Origin of the sequence: Pseudoxanthomonas sp. CCNWLW251, from assembly GCF_037402255.1 — a bacterium.
Classification (GTDB): Bacteria; Pseudomonadota; Gammaproteobacteria; order Xanthomonadales; family Xanthomonadaceae; genus Pseudoxanthomonas_A.
Genome location: NZ_JBBEGA010000006.1, coordinates 115,711 through 137,739, shown reverse-complemented (window position 1 = coordinate 137,739; position 22,029 = coordinate 115,711). Strand labels below are relative to the sequence as shown.

22 protein-coding genes are annotated in these 22,029 nt (G+C 67.1%); 14 read left to right on the top strand and 8 right to left on the bottom strand.

All coding sequences use genetic code 11. The features are described 5' to 3' along the window. Positions 1 to 36 precede the first annotated feature (36 nt). The 6 genes from WBN46_RS18560 (at position 37) to WBN46_RS18535 (ending at position 4,290) form a co-directional block, all read left to right on the top strand. Positions 37 to 825 (top strand): ATP-binding cassette domain-containing protein, encoded by a 789-nt coding sequence (locus WBN46_RS18560; RefSeq protein ID WP_337732868.1) that lies wholly within the window; start codon positions 37 to 39, stop codon positions 823 to 825. 175 nt (positions 826 to 1,000) lie between these two features. Then, positions 1,001 to 1,753, top strand: coding sequence for an MlaE family lipid ABC transporter permease subunit (locus WBN46_RS18555; protein ID WP_192203171.1), 753 nt, complete (start codon positions 1,001 to 1,003; stop codon positions 1,751 to 1,753). Positions 1,754 to 1,756: 3 nt separating this feature from the next. Next, positions 1,757 to 2,299, top strand: a complete 543-nt coding sequence (mlaD, locus tag WBN46_RS18550) for an outer membrane lipid asymmetry maintenance protein MlaD (protein WP_192203170.1) — start codon at positions 1,757 to 1,759, stop codon at positions 2,297 to 2,299. A gap of 8 nt (positions 2,300 to 2,307) precedes the next feature. Beyond that, positions 2,308 to 2,970, top strand: a complete 663-nt coding sequence (locus tag WBN46_RS18545; protein WP_337732925.1) for an ABC transporter substrate-binding protein — start codon at positions 2,308 to 2,310, stop codon at positions 2,968 to 2,970. Continuing rightward, entirely contained in the window at positions 2,954 to 3,256 is a 303-nt protein-coding gene (locus tag WBN46_RS18540) for an STAS domain-containing protein (RefSeq protein ID WP_337732867.1), read from the top strand. Before WBN46_RS18545 ends, WBN46_RS18540 begins: the two co-directional genes overlap by 17 nt. A 32-nt stretch (positions 3,257 to 3,288) precedes the next feature. Continuing rightward, a complete protein-coding gene (locus tag WBN46_RS18535; RefSeq protein ID WP_337732866.1) occupies positions 3,289 to 4,290 on the top strand; it encodes a VacJ family lipoprotein in 1,002 nt (333 codons plus the stop codon). 220 nt (positions 4,291 to 4,510) lie between these two features. Here the strand turns inward: WBN46_RS18535 and rmuC are convergent, their stop codons facing one another. Continuing rightward, a complete protein-coding gene (rmuC, locus tag WBN46_RS18530) occupies positions 4,511 to 5,860 on the bottom strand; it encodes a DNA recombination protein RmuC (protein ID WP_337732865.1) in 1,350 nt (449 codons plus the stop codon). Between the two features lie 163 nt (positions 5,861 to 6,023). Here rmuC and WBN46_RS18525 point away from each other — a divergent pair, with 163 nt between their 5' ends. From WBN46_RS18525 to fabV, 3 genes are all read left to right on the top strand, one after another. Then, on the top strand, positions 6,024 to 6,662 hold the full coding sequence (locus WBN46_RS18525; protein WP_337732864.1) for a suppressor of fused domain protein: 639 nt from the start codon (positions 6,024 to 6,026) through the stop codon (positions 6,660 to 6,662). Positions 6,663 to 6,833: 171 nt separating this feature from the next. Beyond that, positions 6,834 to 8,270, top strand: a complete 1,437-nt coding sequence (locus WBN46_RS18520) for an amino acid permease (RefSeq protein ID WP_337732863.1) — start codon at positions 6,834 to 6,836, stop codon at positions 8,268 to 8,270. 169 nt (positions 8,271 to 8,439) lie between these two features. Beyond that, positions 8,440 to 9,657: an enoyl-ACP reductase FabV gene (gene fabV / locus WBN46_RS18515; protein ID WP_337732862.1), complete on the top strand. Its 1,218-nt coding sequence runs from the start codon at positions 8,440 to 8,442 to the stop codon at positions 9,655 to 9,657. Between the two features lie 185 nt (positions 9,658 to 9,842). Here the strand turns inward: fabV and WBN46_RS18510 are convergent, their stop codons facing one another. Both WBN46_RS18510 and WBN46_RS18505 read right to left on the bottom strand, forming a co-directional pair. Beyond that, a complete protein-coding gene (locus WBN46_RS18510) occupies positions 9,843 to 10,523 on the bottom strand; it encodes a DUF1080 domain-containing protein (protein ID WP_337732861.1) in 681 nt (226 codons plus the stop codon). Between the two features lie 2 nt (positions 10,524 to 10,525). Further along, positions 10,526 to 11,695, bottom strand: coding sequence for a class I SAM-dependent rRNA methyltransferase (locus tag WBN46_RS18505; RefSeq protein ID WP_337732860.1), 1,170 nt, complete (start codon positions 11,693 to 11,695; stop codon positions 10,526 to 10,528). A 241-nt stretch (positions 11,696 to 11,936) separates the two neighbouring features. Here WBN46_RS18505 and WBN46_RS18500 point away from each other — a divergent pair, with 241 nt between their 5' ends. Together WBN46_RS18500 and WBN46_RS18495 are read left to right on the top strand one after the other, a co-directional pair. Further along, on the top strand, positions 11,937 to 12,896 hold the full coding sequence (locus WBN46_RS18500; protein WP_337732859.1) for a TerC family protein: 960 nt from the start codon (positions 11,937 to 11,939) through the stop codon (positions 12,894 to 12,896). A 90-nt stretch (positions 12,897 to 12,986) separates the two neighbouring features. Beyond that, the gene (locus WBN46_RS18495; protein ID WP_337732858.1) at positions 12,987 to 13,772 is read left to right on the top strand and encodes a rhomboid family intramembrane serine protease; all 786 of its coding nucleotides are present in this window, start codon (positions 12,987 to 12,989) and stop codon (positions 13,770 to 13,772) included. Between the two features lie 149 nt (positions 13,773 to 13,921). Here WBN46_RS18495 and WBN46_RS18490 read toward each other — a convergent pair whose 3' ends face one another. Continuing rightward, positions 13,922 to 16,201 (bottom strand): TonB-dependent receptor, encoded by a 2,280-nt coding sequence (locus WBN46_RS18490; RefSeq protein ID WP_337732857.1) that lies wholly within the window; start codon positions 16,199 to 16,201, stop codon positions 13,922 to 13,924. Positions 16,202 to 16,463: 262 nt separating this feature from the next. Between WBN46_RS18490 and WBN46_RS18485 the strand changes: the two genes are divergently transcribed. Beyond that, positions 16,464 to 17,483 carry a TIGR00266 family protein gene (locus tag WBN46_RS18485; RefSeq protein ID WP_337732856.1) on the top strand — a complete coding sequence of 340 codons (1,020 nt, stop codon included), beginning with the start codon at positions 16,464 to 16,466 and terminating at the stop codon, positions 17,481 to 17,483. Positions 17,484 to 17,535: 52 nt separating this feature from the next. Continuing rightward, the gene (locus WBN46_RS18480) at positions 17,536 to 18,600 is read left to right on the top strand and encodes a patatin-like phospholipase family protein (RefSeq protein ID WP_337732924.1); all 1,065 of its coding nucleotides are present in this window, start codon (positions 17,536 to 17,538) and stop codon (positions 18,598 to 18,600) included. A gap of 78 nt (positions 18,601 to 18,678) precedes the next feature. Here WBN46_RS18480 and WBN46_RS18475 read toward each other — a convergent pair whose 3' ends face one another. The 4 genes from WBN46_RS18475 to WBN46_RS18460 all read right to left on the bottom strand — a co-directional run bounded on the left by WBN46_RS18475 (position 18,679) and on the right by WBN46_RS18460 (position 21,010). Further along, on the bottom strand, positions 18,679 to 19,293 hold the full coding sequence (locus WBN46_RS18475; protein WP_337732855.1) for an N-methyl-D-aspartate receptor NMDAR2C subunit: 615 nt from the start codon (positions 19,291 to 19,293) through the stop codon (positions 18,679 to 18,681). A 170-nt stretch (positions 19,294 to 19,463) separates the two neighbouring features. Next, positions 19,464 to 19,766, bottom strand: coding sequence for a putative quinol monooxygenase (locus WBN46_RS18470; protein WP_337732854.1), 303 nt, complete (start codon positions 19,764 to 19,766; stop codon positions 19,464 to 19,466). A gap of 84 nt (positions 19,767 to 19,850) precedes the next feature. Further along, positions 19,851 to 20,531 carry a glycosyltransferase gene (locus tag WBN46_RS18465; RefSeq protein WP_337732853.1) on the bottom strand — a complete coding sequence of 227 codons (681 nt, stop codon included), beginning with the start codon at positions 20,529 to 20,531 and terminating at the stop codon, positions 19,851 to 19,853. Further along, positions 20,528 to 21,010, bottom strand: a complete 483-nt coding sequence (locus tag WBN46_RS18460) for an Lrp/AsnC family transcriptional regulator (RefSeq protein ID WP_337732852.1) — start codon at positions 21,008 to 21,010, stop codon at positions 20,528 to 20,530. The genes WBN46_RS18465 and WBN46_RS18460 overlap by 4 nt, the downstream gene beginning before the upstream one ends. Positions 21,011 to 21,139: 129 nt before the next feature. Here WBN46_RS18460 and phhA point away from each other — a divergent pair, with 129 nt between their 5' ends. Beyond that, positions 21,140 to 22,024 carry a phenylalanine 4-monooxygenase gene (gene phhA, locus WBN46_RS18455; RefSeq protein ID WP_337732851.1) on the top strand — a complete coding sequence of 295 codons (885 nt, stop codon included), beginning with the start codon at positions 21,140 to 21,142 and terminating at the stop codon, positions 22,022 to 22,024. The last annotated feature ends 5 nt before the right edge of the window (positions 22,025 to 22,029 follow it).

Sequence of the window (22,029 nt, the reverse complement as noted above, 5' to 3'; positions counted from 1 at the left end):
CCCCCGCTCCGCCACCCCCGCTCGCCGACGACGCCCATGACGCCTGCCGACGCCCCTGCCGTGCACCTGTCCGGCCTCCGCCTTGATCGCGGCGGCCGCAGCATCCTGCGCGACATCGACCTGTCTGTGCCGCGCGGCAGCATCACCGCGGTGCTGGGTCCGTCGGGCAGCGGCAAGTCGACGCTGCTGGCCGCGTTGACCGGCGAATTGCCGCCAGCGGCGGGCAGCGTGGAGGTGTTCGGCCAGCCCGTGCCGCACCGCAGCCGCGCCTTGCTGGAAATGCGCAAGGGCATCGGCGTGCTGCTGCAGGGCAACGGCCTGCTGACCGACCTCACCGTGGCCGACAACGTGGCGCTGCCGCTGCGCACGCATACGAAGCTGCCGGACGCACTGATCCGCCGGCTGGTGGATTTCAAATTGAATGCGGTGGGCCTGCGCGCCGCCGCCGACGCCTATCCGCGCGAACTGTCCGGCGGCATGGCACGCCGCGTGGCGCTGGCCCGGGCGCTGGCGCTGGACCCGCCACTGATGATCTACGACGAGCCGCTGACCGGGCTGGACCCGATCGCCAGCGGCGTGATCATGAGCCTGATCCAGCGTCTCAACGACACCCTGGGACTGACCAGCATCATCGTGACCCATCACGTGCATGAAACCCTGCCCATCGCCGACCAGGCGGTGGTGATCGCCAACGGCGGGCTGGTGTTCTCCGGCACGCCGGCCGAACTGGAAGCGACGTCCGACCCGCTGGTGAAGCAGTTCCTGCGCGGCGAACCGGATGGCCCGATCGCGTTCGACACGGTCAAGCGCGGGGAGGCTGCGTGATGCGTTATTGCACGGCGCAGATTGTCCCTCTCGTCATCCCGGCGAACGCCGGGATCCATGTTGATTTTGATTCTGCTCGCAAGGCCCGGAGCAACCGCAAGAGCACAATGGATTCCGGCGTTCGCCGGAATGACGGCTCAAGCGCGGCAGACGGCGCTGTTGGGGAGGTGCACTGATGCCCTTCGTCGAAGCCACCCGTTCGCTGGGCCGTGCCGGCCTGTTCTCGCTGTCGGTGTTCCGTGCCTCGAAGCCGACCCGCGACTTCTTCGCCGAGCTCACCCGCGAGATCTACAAGATCGGCGGCCGCTCGCTGCCGATCATCGCGGTGGGCGGTGCGTTCGTGGGTCTGGTGCTGACGCTGCAGGGCTACCGCACGCTGACCACGTTCGGCGCCAGTGATGCGCTGTCCACGTTGCTCGGCCTGTCGCTGTACCGCGAACTGGGCCCAGTGCTGACCGCGCTGCTGTTCATCGGCCGCGCCGGCAGCTCCATCGCTGCCGAGCTGGGCCTGATGCGCGCCACCGACCAGATCAAGGCGCTGGAGCTGATGGCCATCGATCCGGTGGCCAAGGCCGTGGCGCCGCGTTTCTGGGCGGCGGTGCTGACGGTGCCGCTGCTGACCGGCTTCTTCTGCTCGCTGGCGATCAGCGCGAGCTATTTCGAGGCCGTGCACGTGCTCGGCCTGGACAACGGCACGTTCTGGTCGGCGCTGCAGAACAGCGTGGATTTCTGGGACGACTTCGGCGTGGCCCTGCTGAAGTCGGCGGTATTCGGCGGTACGGCCGCGCTGGTCGCGGCCTACGTGGGCTTCCACGCCGAGCCGACCATCGAGGGCACCTCCGTGGCCACCACCCGCGCGGTGGTGAATGCCTCGCTGCTGGTGCTGATGTTCAATTTCGTCATGTCTGCATTGCTTTTCAGGAGCTGACCCATGTCCGTCCGTGGACCCCGTCTCGAGTTCGCCGTCGGCGCCTTCCTGCTGCTGGCCCTGGCCTCGCTGCTGGTGCTGGCGCTGGCTTCCACCAACAAACGCTTCGGCGTGGGCGGCGGCAGCTACGAGCTGACTGCGCGCTTCTCCAACCTCGGCCAGCTGCGCAAGCAGGCCCCGGTGAAGATCGGCGGCGTGGTCATCGGTCAGGTGGCCGACATCCGCCTGGACCCGGTCAAGTTCGACTCACTGGTCACGCTGTCCATCGACAGCCAGTACAAGGACCTGCCGGCCGACACCGCCGCCGGCATCTTCACCAGCGGCCTGCTGGGCGAGAACTACATTGGCCTGTCGCCGGGCGGTGATCCCGAAGTCCTGAAGCCCGGCGAGGAGATCGCCTTCACCCAGCCGGCGGTCGATCTGCTGCAGCTGGCCGGCAAGTACATGTTCAGCGGCGGCACCAACAATGCCGGTGCAGGCTCCGGGGAAACCCCGGCCAGCGGCGAGACTGCCGCGCCCCCCGTTACGGAAGAACCCACGCCATGAAGACCCTGATGAAGCCCTCCCTCCTGTCCGTCGTGCTGTCTGCCGCGCTGTTGGCGTCCGCGCCGGTCGCTGTGTTCGCACAGGCAGCGGCGCCCGCCACCGCTACCAAACAGAACACCGCCAGCCAGGTCGTGCTGGCCAGCAGCACGCGCATCCTGACCACGCTCGACCAGCGCCGTGCCGAATTCAAGTCGAATCCGGCCGCGCTGCGCCAGTTCGTCACCGGCGAGTTCAACACGCTGTTCGACGGCGACTACGCTGCCCGCCTGGTGCTGGGCGTGCACGGCCGCGGCGCCTCCGATGCCGACGTGAAGCTGTTCGGCCAAGCCCTGACCGAGCGCCTGCTGTCGGCGTACGGTGCGCGCCTGGCGGACTTCAATGCCCGCCTCAAGGTGCGGGTGAAGTCCGAAACGCCGCTGCCCGGCGGCCGCGGCGTGAAGGTCGACACCGAGTTCCTGCAGCCCGACCAGACCGTCACCCCGATCACCTTCTACGCGCGCAACGTGGGTGGCCAGTGGAAGGTGTTCGACGTGCTGCCGGAAGGCGTGTCCTTCGTGCAGACGTTCAAGACCCAGTTCGACACGCCGCTGCGGCAGAAGTCCATCGCCCAGGTGGCCGCGGACCTGAAGTCCGGCAAGCTGCAGGTCAACGGCAGTGCCAGCGGCCGCTGACGCCAGCGGCCGCCGGGACGGTGAGGCGCTCGTGTTCGCGGGCGCGCTGGACCGCGCGGCGGCGGCAGCGCTGTGGCCACAGGTCACGGCGCAGCTGGCCGGCGTGCAACGCATTGTCCTGACCAACGTCACTACCGTCGACAGCGCCGGGCTGGCACTGTTGGGCGAGCTGGCCGCGCGCCTGCGCGCCAGCGGCGCCGCTCCCCGTTTCGAAGGACAGCCCGCAGGTCTCGCCGACCTCCAGGCCGCGTATCGCCTGACGCCGGAACTGGATTTCCCGGCGTAACCCCCACCCCCGCCGTTTTTGCAGGAATCAGGATGAATCTGTTCCGCCTCAGCACCGTCGTCCTGCTCGCCGCCCTGGCGACCGCATGTGCGTCGGCGCCCAAATCCTCGACAGCCGCGCCGACCGACGCGGTGGTGATCGACAGCACCGCGTCGGCCCCGTTGCCGACCGAACCGCCCATCGACCCGGCCAGCATCGACACGCCTGCGCCGGCGACGGACACCGCCACGGCGTCGGAGGGCGAGGACGACTTCGCCGCCATCTACGGCCAGGGTGCCTACGACCCGGTGGCCGATCCGACCCTCCCCGCACCCGCACAGTCGCCGACCGCCTACGACCCGTGGGAGAAGTTCAACCGGAAGGTGCACGCGTTCAACAACGTCGTCGACCGTGCGGTCGCACGCCCGCTGGCCCGTGCCTACGTGGCGGCGGTGCCGCGACCGGTGCGCTTGGGCGTTGGCAACTTCTTCGACAACCTGCGCCAGCCGCTGACGATGGTGAACCAGCTGCTGCAGGGGCGTCCGCGCGATGCCACGCAGACGTTCGGCCGCTTCCTGCTGAACTCCACGGTCGGCATCGGCGGCATCTTCGACCCCGCCAGCGACCTCAAGATGAAGCGCCGCAGCGAGGATTTCGGCCAGACGCTCGGTACCTGGGGCTGGAAACGCTCTCGTTATGTGGAGCTGCCGTTCTTCGGTCCCCGTACCGTGCGTGATGTGCTCGGACTGGCAGGCGACATGCCGCTCAGTCCGACCCGGTACGTGGAAGACGACAAGACCCGCATCTTCCTGCAGGGGCTGAACCTGGTGGACACCCGCGCCCAGCTGCTGTCGCTGGACAGCCTGCGCGAAGGCGCGGTGGACGATTACGCGCTGGTCCGCGATTCGTGGCTGCAGCGCCGCAATTACCAGATCGAAAGCCACCGCACGCCGAAGCAGACCGAAGAAGAACTGCCGGAGTACCTGCAGGACGAGAGCACCCCCACCGTGCCGGCGGACGCCATGCCGATGCCGGAGATCAGCGGCGGCGGTTGAGGCGGGATTGGAATGCGATCAAAGACAACGGCGCCATTAGGCGCCGTTGTCTTTTGGCTGTTGCCCTCTCCCTGCGCAGCGGGGAGAGGGTGCCGAAGGCGGGTGAGGGGCGAACGGAGAGGTGATGCCTGCGCGCGCAGTTCCTTACCGCGCTCGCCCCTCATCCGCCCGCTGGGCACCTTCTCCCCGCACGCGGGGAGAAGGAACAACGCCCGACGCCTCACTCTGCTTCGTCGCCGCCCAGCAGCTTCTGCGTTTCCTCACCCGGCAACGCTTCGACGCCGCGCAGCTGGCGCTCGATCGCGCGCGTACGCACCCCCGCCTGCTTGATGCTGTTCTGCACCGTGTCCAACTGGCTGTTGGCTTTCTCCAGCACCGTGGCGAACTTGCCGAACTCGGTCTTCACCGCTCCCAGCAGCACGCGTACCTCGCTGGAACGCTTCTCGATGGCCAGCGTGCGGAAGCCCATCTGCAGGCTGTTGAGCAGTGCCGCCAGCGTGGTCGGGCCGGCGATGACGATGCGGTAGTCGCGCTGCAACGCATCGACCAGGCCCGGACGGCGGATGGCTTCCGCATACAGGCCTTCGGTGGCCAGGAAGAGCACCGCGAAATCGGTGGTGTGGGGAGGCACCACGTATTTTTCGTTGATCGACTTCGCCTGCACCTTGATCGCACGTTCCAGCTGCGTGGCCGCGACACGCATCGCATCGGCGTCGCCGCGCTCCTGCGCTTCGATCAGCTTCTCGTAATCCTCGCGCGGGAACTTGGCATCGATGGGCAGCCACACCGGCACGTCGCCATCCTGCCGGCCAGGTAGGCGGATGGCGAAATCGACGGCTTCGTTGCTGTCCGGACGCACCTTCACGCTGCGCGCGAACTGCTCGGCCGTCAGCACCTGCTCCAGCAGGTTCTCCAGCTGCACCTCGCCCCAGCCGCCGCGATCCTTGACGTTGCTCAGCACGCGCTTGAGGTCGCCGACACCGGTGGCGAGCTGCTGCATTTCGCCCAGGCCACGCTGGACCGCCTCCAGCCGCTCGGACACCAGCGAGAACGACGCATCGAGCCGCTGCGTCAGGGTGGCCTGCAGCTTTTCGTCCACCGTCGCACGCATCTGCTCCAGCTTCTGCGCGTTGTCGGCCTGCAGTTCCTTCAGGCGATCCTCCAGCGTGGCGCGCATCTCGCCGATCCGCTGCTCGTTGCGCTGGGTGAGTTCGTTGAGCCGCTGACCCAGTGTGTCGGCGAAGCGCTGCTGCGACTCGGATGCTTCCAGGCGCCCCTTGCGCGCGTCTTCGGTCAAGGTATCGCGCAGCACGTCCAGGCGCTGGTCGGTGCGGGTGCTGAGATCGGCCAGGTTGCGGGCAAAGCCGTCGATGCGGGCCTCCTGCGCGCGCGACAACCCCTCCAGCTGCTCGCGCAACTCGCCACGGCCCTCACGCTGCTCGTCGCGCAGCGCCCGTTCCAGCAGGTCACCGATGCGGGCCTCCGGACGGCGCAGCACCAGCACCGCCAGCAGCACGACGGCGAAGGCCACGAGAATCAGCAGGAGGACGAGCAGGGTCTGGGAATCCATGCGGACAGTGTAGCCGCTGGCGTCTCATCGCCTGAGCCGGCCACGGCGCGAACGCCCTCGCACAGGAAGCGCGCGCCGCGTCACGGGACGTGGAGATGCGGCTTGACCCGCTCGAGCCGGCGGCGCACAGTCGCCGCGCACTGACCGCTTGGGGAAAGCCGGCATGCTGCAACGCCTCCGCACGCTGATGGGCGCCGCGCCCGATCCGCTGCCCGCACTCGCCGGCGCGCGGATCGCCGCATTGCGCGACGCGCTGGGCGAACCCGAATACATCGACCGCGACGACGACCGCCGGCACCGCGTGGACGTGCACGTGTACGCACGCGAGTTCTCCGGCGGTGGCGACATTGGCCACGTGCTGGTCACCAGTGGCATGAGCGACCGCCTGATGACGATGCCGGCGGGCTATGACGGCGATGAATCCGCCGCGCGCGAGCTGTTCTGGTACGTCCGCGAGCCGCATCCGGACTTCATCGCCCAGCTGCGCTGGCTGGCCAAACTGCCGTTCGCCGAAGGCAGCTGGCTGGGTTACGGCCATACCGTGCCCATGCCCGTGCCCCCCCTGGCTGCCTCGCCGTTCTCCACGTTCCTGCTGCTGCCGCCCGCGGTCGCGGCGGACCGGCACCTGTTCGACAACCTGCATCTGCACGGCCATGGCATAGAGACCCTGGTGGTGCACCTGCTGTCGGATGCGGAGTACGACCTGGTGCGATCTGACGAAGGCTTGGACGTGTTCCTCGACCTGCTGGATGTGCACCACTACCCGCAGGTGTTCGATCCGTCGCGATCGTCCTACCTCTGAGCGATCCCGCATCGCGTGGTGCGGCGCCGATTGCCAGCCCGTGCCCTGCCCGCTTAGGCTGCGGGCGGCCCCGGGGCGGGGATCGTGCCGGCGGGTCCTGTCCTCCCCTCACCATTCCTGCGCCGGCCCATCGCCGGCGTGCAGTCCCGTTGACGCATTCGAGGAGTTTCCATGACCTGGCTACGGCGCAAATCCATCGACCGGATCACCGAGCACGAAGAGGGCCGCCGACTGGTTCCCACGCTGAGCTGGCCGCACCTGGTGGCGCTGGGTATCGGGGCCATCGTCGGTACCGGCATCTACACGCTGATCGGCGTGGGCGCCGAGAAGGCCGGGCCCGCGGTACTGATCTCGTTCGTGGTCGCCGGCATCGTCTGCGCGTGCGCCGCGCTGGCCTACGCCGAACTCTCGACGATGATGCCCGCCGCCGGCAGCGCCTACACCTACAGCTATGGCGTGCTTGGCGAAGCGATCGCGTGGATCGTGGGCTGGAGCCTGATCCTGGAATACTCGCTGGTCGTCAGCACGGTGGCCGTGGGCTGGTCGGGCTATTTCGTCGGCTTCCTCGAATGGGTGCAGCAGAGCTTCGGCTGGAACGTCACCCTGCCCGCAGCGCTGTCGGCCGGTCCGCATGCCGGTGGCCTGATCAACCTGCCGGCCATCGTCATCACGTTCCTCGTCGCGGGGATGCTGATCGCGGGGACGCGCGAAAGCGCGACGCTCAATGCGGTCCTGGTGGTGCTCAAGCTGATCGCACTGGCGGTGTTCATCGCGGTCGCACTGCCGGCCTTCAACCCGGACAACCTGCAGCCGTTCATGCCGTACGGCTTCCCGAAATCGATCGGGCCCGACGGGGTCGAACGCGGCGTGATGGCGGCGGCGGCGATCATCTTCTTCGCGTTCTACGGCTTCGATGCGATCTCCACCGCCGCCGAGGAAACCAAGAATCCCGGCCGCGATCTGTCCATCGGCATCATCGGCTCGATGGTCGGCTGCACGCTGATCTACCTGGTGGTGGCGGTGGCCGCGGTAGGCGCCCTGAGCTACACGGTCTTCGGCCAGAGCGCCGAGCCGCTGGCGCTGATCATGCGCGAACTCGGCCACGGCACGGCCGCGCTGGTCATCGGCATCGTGGCGATCATCGCGCTGCCGACGGTGCTGCTGGCGTTCTTCTACGGTCAGAGCCGCATCTTCTTCGTGATGTCGCGCGACGGCCTGTTGCCGCGCAATCTGTCGAAGGTCAACGCGCGTACCGGCACGCCGGTAGCGATCACCGTGTTCACCGCGGTGCTGGTGGCGGCGCTGGCCGGCGTGGCGCGCCTGGATGAAATCGCCGCGCTCGCCAATGCCGGCACGCTGGCGGCCTTCGTCGCGGTGGGCGTGTGCCTGCTGGTGCTGCGCGCGCGCGAACCCAACCGTCCACGCGTGTTCCGCACGCCGCTGGCCTGGGTGGTCGGGCCCGTCGCGATACTGGGCTGCCTGTACCTGTTCTGGAGCCTGCCGCAGCGCACGCAGCTGTGGTTCCTGGTGTGGAACGCGGTCGGCATCGTGGTCTACCTGGCCTATGGTCGCCGCAACAGCATGCTGGCCAAGGGCGGCGACGCCTGATCGCGCCATGCAGCAGCGAAACCGACAAGCGGGCTTCGGCCCGCTTTTTCTTTGCCCGCGCCCATCGATGCATTTCCCCATACGCCTGCGTGTGCACGCGTGATGCTTCATTCCCGGCGCCTGCGGCACTAAGATGCCGCGCAGGCACACCATCCCCCGGGTTACGACGTTGATCATCCATCCCAAAGTCCGCGGCTTCATCTGCACCACCACCCATCCGCTCGGTTGCGAGCTCAACGTGCGTGACCAGATCGCCGCGACGCGCGCGCAGGGCGTTCGCACCGACGGACCGAAGAAGGTGCTGGTGATCGGTGCGTCCAGCGGCTACGGCCTCGCGGCGCGCATCAGCGCGGCCTTCGGTTTCGGTGCGGACACGCTGGGCGTGTTCTTCGAGAAGCCGGGCAACGAGAAGAAGCCCGGCACGGCGGGCTGGTACAACTCGGCCGCGTTCGACAAGTTCGCGAAGGAAGCCGGCCTGTACAGCAAGTCGATCAACGGTGACGCATTCTCCGACGAGGCGCGTGCGAAGGTCATCGAACTGATCAAGGGCGAAATGGGCGGCAAGGTCGACCTGGTTATCTATTCGCTGGCTTCACCGGTGCGCAAGCTGCCGACCACCGGCGAAGTGAAGCGCTCGGCGCTGAAGCCCATCGGCGCGTCGTACACGTCCACCGCCATCGACACCAACAAGGACGCCATCACCCAGGCCACCATCGAACCCGCCACCGAGCAGGAGATCGCCGACACCGTCACCGTGATGGGCGGACAGGACTGGGAACTGTGGATCGATGCGCTGGACAAGGCCGGTGTACTGGCCGATGGCGCGCGCACGGTCGCCTTCAGCTACATCGGCACCGACATCACCTGGCCGATCTACTGGCACGGCGCGCTGGGTCGCGCCAAGGTGGACCTGGACGAGACCGCGCAGCGCCTGGACGCACGCCTGAAGACCACTGGCGGCACCGCGAACGTCGCCGTGCTGAAGTCGGTGGTGACCCAGGCCAGCTCCGCGATCCCGGTGATGCCGCTGTACATCAGCATCGTCTTCAAGGTGATGAAGGAACTGGGCCTGCACGAAGGCACCATCGAACAGCTGGACCGCCTCTATCGCGATCGCATGTACCGCACCGACGGCACGCCGGCCGAAACCGACGACGAGAACCGCCTGCGCCTGGACGACTGGGAGCTCAAGCCCGAGGTGCAGGCCCAGGCCAAGGCGCTGTGGCCGCAGGTGACCACGGAAAACCTGTTCCAGCTGACCGACTACGCGAACTACAAGCACGAGTTCCTGAAGCTGTTCGGCTTCGAACGCGGCGACGTGGACTACGACGCCGAGGTGGACCCGGACGTGCAGTTCGACTGCATCGAGCTGTCTCCGGAAGGCTGAGCGTCCCGTGTAGCGCAAGAAAAGGCGGGCTCCGGCCCGCCTTTTTCTTTTCCGTCCTGTAGGAGCGACGTAAGTCGCGACCGCACGGCCGGACAACAAGGACATCATCAGCAATCGCAGGTGCGCCGGATGCTCGTCCGGCGCCATCGACACCTGTCAGCGTGCGGTCGCGACTTACGTCGCTCCTACAGGGAAGCGGGCCTGCAATCCGGACCCAGCGCACGGATACGCATGCCGCGCACGTACACGGCGTTGCCGTGGTCCTGCAGGGCGAGGTGGCCGCGACGCGCCTTGGCGAAGTCCGCCTGCCCGGCGAACTTGCTGGCCGCCACGCGCTGGCGCCAGTCTTCGCTGCCGCTGTCGTACACCGCGACGCGTACGCCATTGAGCCAGTGCTCCACGCGCGGGCCACAGGCGAAGATGCGCGCGTGGTTGTAGTCATCGATGGGGCGCAGCATGTCGCGGGCCGGTGCGACCAGGTCGTACGCCGCGCCCGCGCGATGACTGGGGACGATGCGGTCCTCGGCCTCACGATCGTCAAGCAGCTGGTACTCGACCGTGCGTGCCCACACCGGCGAGGCATCGACCGCGCGATAGAACAAACCGCTGTTGCCGCCCGCAGGTAGGCGCCATTCGAATTCCAGTTCGAAATCGCCGTACGTGCCGACGCTGATGATGTCGCCACCGCCCGCCACCGTGAGCGCGAGTTCGCCGTCGCTCACCTGCCAGCGCGGATCCAGCGTGGACGCGCCGACGCTGCGCCATTGCGCGGTATCAGCGAGCGATTGCCACGGCGCGGCCGGCGTGGAGGCACATCCCGCGATCAGGACGGCCAGCAGGATCGATACGATCCGCCTGCCGCGCATGTTCAGTCGACCACGCGGCAGAACACCGCCTTCAAGTAGCGCGACTCCTGCACGTGCGCCATGAACGGATGGTCGGGCCCGGCACCGGCGACTTTCAGGATCTGGATCGTCCGGCCGGAGAAGTACGCGGCGCGGCGCAGCATGTCGAGGAATTGTTCCTCGCTGACCAGGCCGGTGCACGAGAACGTGGCGAACAGGCCACCGGGCTTCACCACGCCCAGCGCCAGCTTGTTCATGTCGAGGTACTTCTTCAGCGCGGCGATCACCTGCTCGCGGTCGCGCGTCATCTTGGCCGGGTCCAGGATCACCACGTCATACTGCTCGCCGCGGTTAGCCGCGTCGCGCAGGTACGGGAAAATATCGGCCTGCACGAACTTCGGCCGCACATTGTTGAGTTTGGCGTTGCCCTTCGCGATCTGGATGACGTCCTGGTCGATGTCCACGCCGATGACCTCGGACGCACCGCGCGCCGCGGCATACACCGCGAAGCCGCCGGTATTGCAGCACAGGTCCAGCACGGTCTTGCCTTCCACCTGCCGGCTCAGCCATTCGCGGTTCTCGCGCTGGTCGGCAAAGAAACCGGTCTTGTGCGCGCCCGCGGGATCGGCGCGGAACTTCACGCCGTATTCGGTGATGACCTCGGCTTCGGTCATGGTGTTGCCATGGAAGTCGAAGCTTTCCTGCTTCTGCACGTGTTCGTCGGCGAAGCTGTGGAAACGGCAGCCGGGGAACTGCTCGCGCAGCGCCTCGTAGATCCATTCGCGGTGGCGGAACATGCCGGCGGCGAAGAACTCCACCACGATCAGGTCGCCGTAGCGGTCCACCACCAGGCCGGACAGGCCATCGCCCTCGGCATGCACCACGCGCCAGGCATCGCTGATGGCATCCAGTTTCAGCACGTCACGGCGCAGCGACACGGCGTCGGCGATCTTGCGCGAGAACCAGCCGGCATCCACCGGAATGTCCGGATGCGTCTCCAGGATGCGCACGGCGATCCGCGAGTGACCGTTGTAGAAACCGCGGCCGATCCACTCCCCGTCCACGCCGACCACTTCGACGACGGTGCCCGGCTTGGGTTTGGCGGTGGGCTTCTCTACCAGCTTCTGGAAGATCCACGGGTGGCTGGAACGCCAGGCGTTCTTCAGGCGTACGGTCGGGTTGGGGGTATTCATGAACGCATTTTACCCGCGCGGTTGACCGCATCGCGTGCCACCCGGACAATTCGCGGCAGAAGGGGAGTAGCTCCCAACGTGCCGGCCGTCATTTCGAGCAGCGATGCTCCGGTCCCACGGCAGCCCACCGGGCTGTGAGCGAGACCTTCGCCGCGATGGCGAAGGCACCCCCGGACTCCCGTTTCCCCGGTTTCCGAGATGTCCGCGCCTGCGGCCGTCCTCCACTTTTTCGGGAATCTCGATGGAAACGATTGGCAACACCTGGTTATGGGCCGGCTTCGGCGGCCTGGTGGTGATCGCGCTGCTGGTGGACCTGGTGCTGATGCGCCACGGCGGCGCACACAAGGTGACGTTCAAGGAAGCGATGTGGTGGAGCCTGGGCTGGATCGCCCTGGCCATGGCCTTCAACGGCGGCCTGTGGTGGTACGTGAACGAGACCGCCGGCCTGGTGGAAGCCAACCGCGTGGGCCTGGAGTTCCTGACCGGTTACCTGGTCGAGAAGGCGCTGGCGGTCGACAACATCTTCGTGTTTCTGATGGTGATGACCTACTTCGCCGTGCCCGAGGAACAGCGCCAGCGCGTGCTGGTGATCGGCATCCTGGGTGCCATCGTCCTGCGCAGCATCCTGATCTTCGCGGGCGCGGCGCTGCTGGCGAAGTTCCACTGGCTGCTCTACATCTTCGGTGCGTTCCTGCTGCTGACCGGCATCAAGATGTGGTTCGCTGCCGGCAAGGAGCCGGACCTGGAGAAGAACCCCGCGCTGCGCTGGATGCGCAACCACCTGAAGTTGACCGACGGTTACCGCGGCGCGGCGCTGAGCGTGCGCGAGAACGGCGTGCGCTGGTTCACCCCGTTGTTCGTGGTGCTGGTGCTGATCGGCGTGACCGACGTGATCTTCGCGGTGGACAGCATCCCGGCGATCTTCGCGATCACCTCGGACCCGTTCATCGTGCTGACCTCGAACGTGTTCGCGGTGCTGGGCCTGCGCGCGATGTTCTTCCTGCTGGCGGGCATGGCCGACCGCTTCCACCTGCTGCCGTATGGGCTGGCGGTGGTGCTGGGTTTCATCGGCACCAAGATGCTGCTGATCGACGTGTACGAGATCCCGGTGCCCTGGGCGCTGGGCACGGTGGCCGCGATCCTGGGCGTGACGGTGGCGCTGAGCCTGGCGCGCCCGCAAAAGGCCGACAGCGCGGCCTGATGGGGTCCTGGCGGACCATCCCGCGTGCGGGATGGTCTGTCCATCCCGGCCCGGCCTTGCATTCGTCCGGGCCGCCGCCAGAACTGGACCATGGACCTGCACCCCGACGACCCGGCGTTCGATCCGGAATCCCAACAGCGCCACGACCGCAGACGGCTGCTGCGCGCGCTCAACCTGAGCCTGGCCTTCGTGCTGTTGCTGGCCATCGTGTACTCGGCCCAGAACAGCTTCGACGTGCGCGCCTTCACCATCTCGCCACTGTCGGTGGAGGGCCTGCTCGGCATCCTCACTGCGCCGCTGCTGCATGGCTCGCTGGAACATATCGCCGCGAACGCCTCCGCCTTGCTGATCCTCGGCACGCTGGCCGGTGCCGTCTATCCCCGCGCCACGCTGTGGGCGATTCCGCTGGTGTGGCTGGGCGCAGGGCTTGGCCCGTGGCTGCTGGCCGATCCGGGCACGCACACGCTGGGTGCCAGTGGCCTGACCCACGGCCTGATGTTCATGATCTTCATGCTGGGCCTGCTGCGCCGCGACCGCGCGGCCATCGCGGCCGGCATGATCGCCTTCCTGTTCTACGGCGGCATGGTGCTGACCGTGCTGCCGCGCGAAGCCGGCGTGTCATGGCAGGCGCACCTGGGTGGCGCTGTGGCGGGATTGATCGCGGCGTTCCTGTTCCGCCGCCTGGACCCCGAATTGCCGAAGAAGAAGTACAGCTGGGAGATCGAGGAAGAGGAAGCCGCCGCGCGTGTCGACGATGAACTCGAACTGCCGGCGCCCCGCGAAGTCCCGCTGCTGTGGTTGCGCCCGGAGCATCCGGAAGAGGAACAACGCGGCGTGGTGTTGCGCTTCCCTCCGCGCGAGCCGCCGACGTCGTGACGCCTCTTGTGGGAGCGACGCAAGTCGCGACGGGATGGCACTTGGTCTAGGACAAAAGGAAAAGGCAGACCATCTCGATCTGCCTTTTCTTCTTCCGGATGATGACGCGGTGCCCGGTCGCGACCCACGTCGCTCCTACAGTGGAACCATCAGAACTTCGCGCTGAACTCCACACCCACCGTGCGCGGCTCGTTGATGAAGCCGGTCAGGTTGTTGAAGTCGATGCCGCCGACGATGCGGGTCTGGTCGGTGATGTTGCGACCGAACACCGCGACCTCGTAGTCGCCGTAGTTCCACGCGTAGCCGATGCGCAGGCCCCCTTCCAGCGAGGACTTGCCGCGGAACTCTGGCGACTCGTACAGGAAGAAGTTCACTTCACTGCGGTAGGCCCAGTCGGTGTAGATGTACAGTTCGGCACCCTCACCCAAACCGATGCCGTAACGTGCGGTCAGGTTGTGCACCCACTTCGGCGCCTGCGGCAGCGGATTGCCATCGATCGAATAGCCGGCCGGCGTCAGCGGATCGGTGACGGTGCAACCGCCGCCGCAACCCGGCACGGTGAGGTTGGCGTCCTTGATCTCGGTATCGTTGTAGCTGCTGCCCAGCGTGACCAGCAGGCTGTCTGTCAGGTACGCCTCCAGGTCCAGTTCGAACCCCTGTCCAACGCTCTTGTCGGCATTGAGCAGCGTGGCGATGTTGGAGCCGCCGCCGACCGCGATGATCTGCTGGTCATCCACGTTGTAGCGGAACACGTTGAAGCCCAGGCGCGCGCGCTTGTCCCACAGGTCGGCCTTCACGCCGATCTCGTAGGAAATGACTTCCTCCGAATCCGCCGTGGACACACCGCCATTCGGTGCGGTCGCGGCGGCGAACAGCAGGCGGCCCTGCACCGACGGCGCACGGAAACCCTTCGCAACGCGGCCGTAGACATTGACGTCGTCGTTGATCGCGTAGACAGCGCTCAGGTCCCAGCTGACATCGTTGACGTCGGTGCTTACGCGGTACGGGCCACCGACCGGCGCGCCGAACGGCGCCGCTTCCAGCACGCTGGCGCTGAAGTCCTTCTTGTCCTGCGTGTAGCGCACGCCGCCACGCAGCTTCAGCTGCTCCGTGACGTCGTATTCGCCCGAGGCGAACACGGCCCACGCCGTGTTTTCCTGCTCCTGCACGGCATGACCAGCGCGCGGGTTGCCCGGCGTCAGCGAGTCGTAGTTGAAGCTGTCGATGGTGATGTCTTCCTTGAAATAGAAGACACCCGCCTGCCAGTTGAACTTGCCCGCGTAGTCGGACTCCAGGCGGAATTCCTGTGTCACCTGCTTGTGGTCCGGCAGGCCGTCGGCAGACTCGGACGCGAACGGGATCACGCCGGGGCCTGAGTCAGGCAGGAACACGGCACCGTAACCCCCGTCGATGTCGCCGCGGTTGAGCGATTCGGCGGTTTCGTAGCCCGTGATCGAATACAGGCTCAGGTTGCCGAAGTCCCAGCTCAGGCGCGCGCTTCCGCCCCAGGTGTCCAGCCACGAGAAGTTCTGCCCATCGACCGACACCTTGTCCTTGTCGAAACCGGGCACGAAGTTGTTGCTGCCGGGATCGATGATGTTGGCGCGGAACAGGCGCGCAGTGCCGTTGAGCTGGCGCTTGTGCAGGTTCAGCAGGGCTTCGAACGCATCGCCTTCGTAGAGGAACTGCACGCGCGCGGCGGATTCGTCGTAACCCTCGAAACCGTCGCTGGTGCCGGCGGCGTAGGTGTTGGATACCCAGTCGTCCTTGCGCTGGTACAGCGCGGAGACGCGGGCAGACCAGCGCTCGCTCAGGGGGCCGCCGACGGCACCCTCGAAGTTCCACATGTTGTCGGTGCCGTAGGCGAGCTGGGCGTAGCCCTCCAGCTCACGGGTCGGCTTGGCGGATTCGAACTTCACCACGCCGGCCGGCGTGTTGCGGCCGAACAGCGTGCCCTGCGGGCCGCGCAGCACTTCGATGCGCTCCAGGTCGAACACCGGGAAGCCCTTCAGCAGCGGGCTTTCCTGGACGACTTCGTCGTAGATCAGCGAAACAGGTTGCGAGGCATTGAGGTCGAAATCGGTGTTGCCCAGCCCGCGGATATAGAAGCGCGGGAAGGCGCGGCCGTAGGACGACTCGATGTTCAGGCTGGGCACCCGGCCGGACAGGAAACGCACGTCGTTGCCGCCGGAACCGAGTACGTCCAGCTTCTCGGCGCTGACATTGGAGATCGACACCGGCACATCCTGGATGTTCTCGACCTTGCGCTGCGCGGTCACTTCGACGGTGTCGAGGGTGGTTGCGCTCTGCGTCGCGGGCTCGGCGGGTGCAGGCGTTTCCTGGGCGAAGGCGGTGCCGAAAGGCAGCAGCGAGGCGATGGCAAAGGCGAGGCGATGCGGCCGGGCGACGGCCGGGCGGAGTCGGGACATGGCGGTGGCTTTCCGAGTGGGTGGGAGTCGGGGCGCGCGGAGGCGCTAGCACGCGAATGTTGCATTACAGCAACAACAGGGGCAATGGCCGGAAGTCCCGTTCCTGACGAAGGTAACGGCGGTTGCCCTCCACAGTCGGTATTTCCGTACGCCCGGCAGCCGGCCGGTACGTTCAGGCCACCGACGTGACCGGTGGCAGGTGACGGCACGCGGGGACGGCGGGCTAGACTCGGCGCCCTTTCCCCGCCTCAGGATGGCGCCCATGACGCACTGGTTCTTCAATCTCCCCGGCAGTCCGGACCGCACCGGTCCGCTGGACGAAGAGGCGGCGCGCAGCCATGCCCAGCGCAACCCCGGCGCATTGGCCTGGCGTGAAGGCATGCGCGAATGGAAGCCCGTACGCGAGCTGCCGGAGCTGGCCGGACAGGCTGCGCCGCCGCCCCACCTGCCACCGCTGCCGGGCTCCGGCGGGCGCAAGGCGGCGGACGAGATCGACTTCCGCATCGTCGGCGGCGACATGCAGTTCGTCGAAGTGGAACTGGACCCCGGCGAAAGCGCCATCGCCGAAGCCGGCGCGCTGATGTTCAAGGACAGCAGCGTGCAGATGGACACCGTGTTCGGCGACGGCTCGCACAGCGGCCAGGGCGGCGGCTTCATGGACAAGCTGTTCTCGGCGGGCAAGCGCGTGCTGACCGGCGAGAGCCTGTTCACCACCATGTACACGCATACCGGCCAGGGCAAGGCGAAGGTCGCCTTCGCGGCGCCCTACCCCGGCACCGTGCTGGCGATGAAGCTGGACGACCACGGCGGCCGCCTGATCTGCCAGAAGGACAGCTTCCTGGCCGGCGCGCGCGGCGTCACCGTCGGCATCCACCTGCAGCGCAAGATCCTGACCGGCCTGTTCGGCGGCGAGGGTTTCATCATGCAGAAGCTGGAAGGCGACGGCTGGGTGTTCGTGCACGCCGGCGGCACCGTGGTGGAGCGCGAGCTGCAGGCGGGCGAACGCATCGACGTGGATACCGGCTGCGTGGTGGCGTACCACGCCAGCGTGAACATGGACGTGCGCCCGGTCAGCGGCATCAAGAGCATGTTCTTCGGCGGCGAAGGCGTTTTCCTCGCCACCCTGACCGGCCCGGGCAAGGTCTGGATGCAGTCGTTGCCGTTCTCGCGCCTGGCCGGCCGCATGCTGCAGGCCGCACCGCAGGGTGGCGGCCAGAATCGGGGCGAAGGTTCGGTACTGGGTGGCCTGGGCCGGATCCTGGACGGCGACAACAGTTTCTGACGCCGCGAGTGCGGTTGGCCCTCATTGCGGCGGCGCGCTGTATGCTCCGCCGCTGGTCGCCCCACCCTGCCCTCTCCCCATGCGCCTGATCTCCCGTTCGCGTCCCTTCCTGTTCGCGTTGTGCGCGGTTCTGCTTGCCGCTTGCGGCGGCGACAACGTGCGACCCGTACCGCCCGCCGCCGTGGTGAAGCCGGTGCCGGCGGCGCCGAAGCCCAGGGTCGGCATCGCGCTGGGCGGCGGTGCGGCCAAGGGCTTCGCGCACATCGGCGTGATCAAGATGCTGGAAGCCAACGGCATCGAGCCGCAGGTCGTCTCGGGCACCAGCGCCGGCAGCGTGGTCGGCGCGTTGTATGCGAGCGGCATGGATCCGTTCCAGATGCAGAAGCAGGCGTTCGCGCTGGACGAGGCGAAGATCCGCGACGTGCGCCTGTTCTCCGGCGGGCTGGTGCAGGGATTGAAGCTGCAGGACTACGTCAACGAGCTGGTGGGCAAGCGCACCATCCAGCAGTTGAAGAAACCGTTCGCCGCCGTGTCCACGCAGCTGGAGAACGGCGAGCGCACGGTGTTCGTGCGCGGCAACACGGGCCAGGCGGTGCGTGCGTCCAGCAGCATTCCCGGCGTGTTCGAACCGGTGGTGATCGGCAAGGCCAGCTACGTGGATGGCGGCGTGGTCAGTCCGGTGCCGGTGGATGCCGCGCGCCAGCTGGGCGCGGATTTCGTCATCGCGGTGGACATCTCCACCAAGGCGCCCGGCACCAAGCCCGGCAGCATGCTGGGCATCGTCAACCAGTCCATCGGCATCATGGGCCAGCGCCTGGGCGAACAGGAACTCGCGCGTGCCGACATCGTCATCCGGCCGAAGGTCAACGATATCGGCCCGGCCGATTTCGAACAGAAGAACAACGCCATCCTCGAAGGCGAACGCGCCGCACTGGCGGCGATGCCACAGATCAAGGCGAAGCTCGCCGAGCTGCAGCGCACCCGCAATGCCGCGCATGCGGCGAGGCACGCCCCGCCCAAGCCCGATCCGCGTTGCCTGGAAGAACCCTCGCGCCTGGGTCGCCTGTTCGGCCGCGACGTGAAGTGCGATGCGGCCGGACAACCCGTAAAACAGTAGCGCGGAGCGCGGTCCGCTGCTCCCGATCCCGGCGCTCGACCAATTCCTGACACCATGCGGAGCCGCGCAAGCCCGGCGCTACGCAGTGGTGACGCGGAGCAGGTTGTCCCGCGCTCTCGCCTCCAGCGCACTGCGGAAATGCGGCGTGCTGTAGATCGCCGTTCGATCGAGGAATCCGCGCAGGATCTCGCGCCGCTTGCGCCGGAACAGGAAGCCCGGCACGAAGGCGTACTCCTTGCGGATCTGCTGCTCGTACTCGTCGAAGCGCGTGCGTTCCGCGCCCAGGATCGACAGGTCGATGTCGACCAGCAGTTGTTCATCGTGTCCTGACGGCACGGCGGTGTGCCGCGTGGCCATGATCAGCGTATGCACGCGCTGCGCGGCCTCTGCCGCGACCCCCGCATCCCGCAACGCATCGCGCGCCCAGTCGGCACTGCGCTGCTCGTTGTCGTGGGCCTTGATGTCATAGATGGCGTCATGGAACCACAGCGCCAGTTCGACTTCGTGGGGGTGCGTCGCCAGCGCATGCGCACGGTCGAACGCCATCAGGCATTCCCCCAGATGTTGCAGCGTGTGGTAGTGGCGCTGGGGTTCGGCATACGCCGCCATCAACTGCGCGAACAAGGCACCTCCCTCGCCCGTCGCGCCGATGCCGGTCCATGCGCGTTGCCAGGATCCGGGGAAGATGTCCATGGTTGCAATCCAGGCGGAGGGCGGTGTTCCCATTGCAGGAGCGACGTGAGTCGCGACCGCACGGCGTGAACATCAATGTACGCACGAAAAGACCGCTCCGCATCACTCCAGGATCACTCCTCTCCTGTCATCCCGACAGCGTGGGCGTGCGTTCGCGACTCACGTCGCTCCTACAAGGAGGGAAGCAACCCGTGCCCGCCCACCGGTGCGGTTTCGATGTGGCTGTCGAATCCCGCGATCAGCGGCCGCGCCTTCGCGATGGCCTGCTGCACGGCCGGCAACGTGAGCGAGGCCGTGTGGCTGGCCGCATCGGTCCAGACCTCGGTGATCCAGATCGCATCCGCATCGGCGGGATCACCCGCGATCACGTAGCTCAGGCAGCCCGGCATGGCTTCGGTGCCTTCCAGCAGAATCGCGAGCAGCGCGTCGCGCTGGCCCGGTGTGGCGCGCATCTTGCCGATCAGTCCGTACATGATGGTCTCGAGGGTCGGTAACCGCGTGCGTTGTAGCACGTGTCGCGGACAGGATCCGCGTGGACGCGACCTGGGGACGCTGCGCTAGTCGCCCCACTTCGCCAGATAGTCGCCGTAGGCGGCCTGCCAGGCATCCGACCCGAACGCGCCTCCACTCTGGTGCGTCAACGCGATCGGCCAGGTTCCCAGGCGCAACCCCGCCTGCCTGGCGGACCGGCAGAAATCCATGTCGTAGAAGTGGAAGCCGAAGCGCGGATCGAATTCGACGCGCGCCTGCGACAGGGCTGCCCGGCGTGCGGCGAGGAAGACGCCATCCAGCAGTTCGCAGTCGGCAGGCATGCCGCCGAAGTAGGACACCCCGCCAAAAGGATATGCGCCGTGCGCCACCCCGCCCGACAGGTGGGCCTTGTCGTCCCATGCCAGCGTCATGTCGGCGAACGCCCATGCGGGCTGCCGGGGCTGCCTGCGCCGGTTGCCTGCCACGCCGACCACGTCGTAGCGGAGCAGCGCGTCCTGCAAGCGGTCAGCGAGGAAGCTGTCGTCGATCCAGACATCGTCGTGCACGAATACCAGCACATCACTGTCCTGGCTTTCCCTGATCGCCTGGTTGTAGACCTCCGGCAGGCCACGACCGTTCTGGTACGCGATCCGGCTCCGGATGCGCGCGTCGAACGACAGCCGGCGCAACGATGTCCCCAGCGCACTGCCCTCCCGGAAATCCCACTCTGTCCGCCGTGTCGCGCTGACAACCATGATCGATGTCATCCGGCATACCCCAATGGCATGCCGCCGTCGGTCTTGACCGCACGCAGCACCAAGCTGGAGTTCACGTCCGCCACGCCGCTGGCATTGAGCAGGTTGTCGAGCAGGAAGCGGGAGAAGTGCTCCAGGTCCTGCACCACGACGTGCAGCAGGTAGTCCATGTCGCCGGTCAGCGCGTAACAGGCGACCACTTCGTCCCAGCCCCGCACGCCATCGCCGAAGTGCTGGACGCTGGCAGGGTCGTGCCTCTCCAGTTGCACGCGGACGAAGGCCTGCAGCCCGAGCCCGACCGCCTTGGGGTCGACGCGGGCAGCGTACCCGGCAATCACGCCCGTCGCCTCCAGCCGCTGGATGCGGCGCAGGCAGGCCGAGGGCGACAGGTTCACCTGCGCCGCGATGTCGGCATTGGTGGCACGGCCGTCGCGCTGCAGCAGCGCCAGCAGGCGCAGGTCAATGCGGTCGAGAGAGGCAGATTCGGTCATTTGCTGCACAGGATAGCCTGTTCACGCAATTTCATTGCACCATCTGTCGGTGTGGGCGCAATTTAGCAAGCCTGTTGCGCGCGTCTGCCGCTAGCATCGGCCTATTCCTCCTCCCTCCGGGAAGCCGCCATGAACGAGCCTCGCCGCGTCGAGCACCAGCAGACCGACAAGGGCTACGTACCGGTATATACGACAGCCATCGTGGACCAGCCCGCCGAGTACCCGGCCAACGACCATGCCACCTGGGGTGCGTTGTACGAACGCCAGCGCGCGCTGCTGGTCGGCCGCGCCTGCGACGAGTTCCTGCAGGCGCAGGACGCGATGGGCATGACGCCGGACCGCATCCCGCGCTTCGATGAGCTGAACGCGGTGCTGCGCGCCACCACCGGCTGGCAGCTGGTCGGGGTGGAAGGACTGCTGCCGGAGCTGGAGTTCTTCGACCACCTGGCCAACCGGCGTTTTCCCGTCACCTGGTGGATCCGCCGGCCGGACCAGATCGACTACATCGCCGAACCCGACCTGTTCCACGACCTGTTCGGCCATGTGCCGCTGCTGATGAACCCGGTGTTCGCCGACTACATGGAAGCGTACGGCAAGGGCGGCGTGAAGGCGCACGGGATCGGTCCGGACGCATTGCAGCACCTGACCCGGCTGTACTGGTACACGGTGGAGTTCGGCCTGATCAACACGAAGGACGGCCTGCGCATCTACGGCGCGGGCATCGTGTCGTCGAAGGGCGAGTCGCTGTATTCGCTGGAATCGGATGCGCCCAACCGCATCGGCTTCGACCTGGAGCGGATCATGCGCACGCGCTACCGCATCGACACGTTCCAGAAGACCTACTTCGTCATCGACAGTTTCGAGCAGCTGATGAATGCGACCGCGCCGGACTTCACCCCGATCTACGCGCGGCTGGACGCGCAGGACGCGGTCCCCGCCGGCGACGTGCGTGATGGCGACAAGGTCTACACCCGCGGCACCGGCGAAGGCTGGGCGGACGGCGGCGACGTCTGACACGC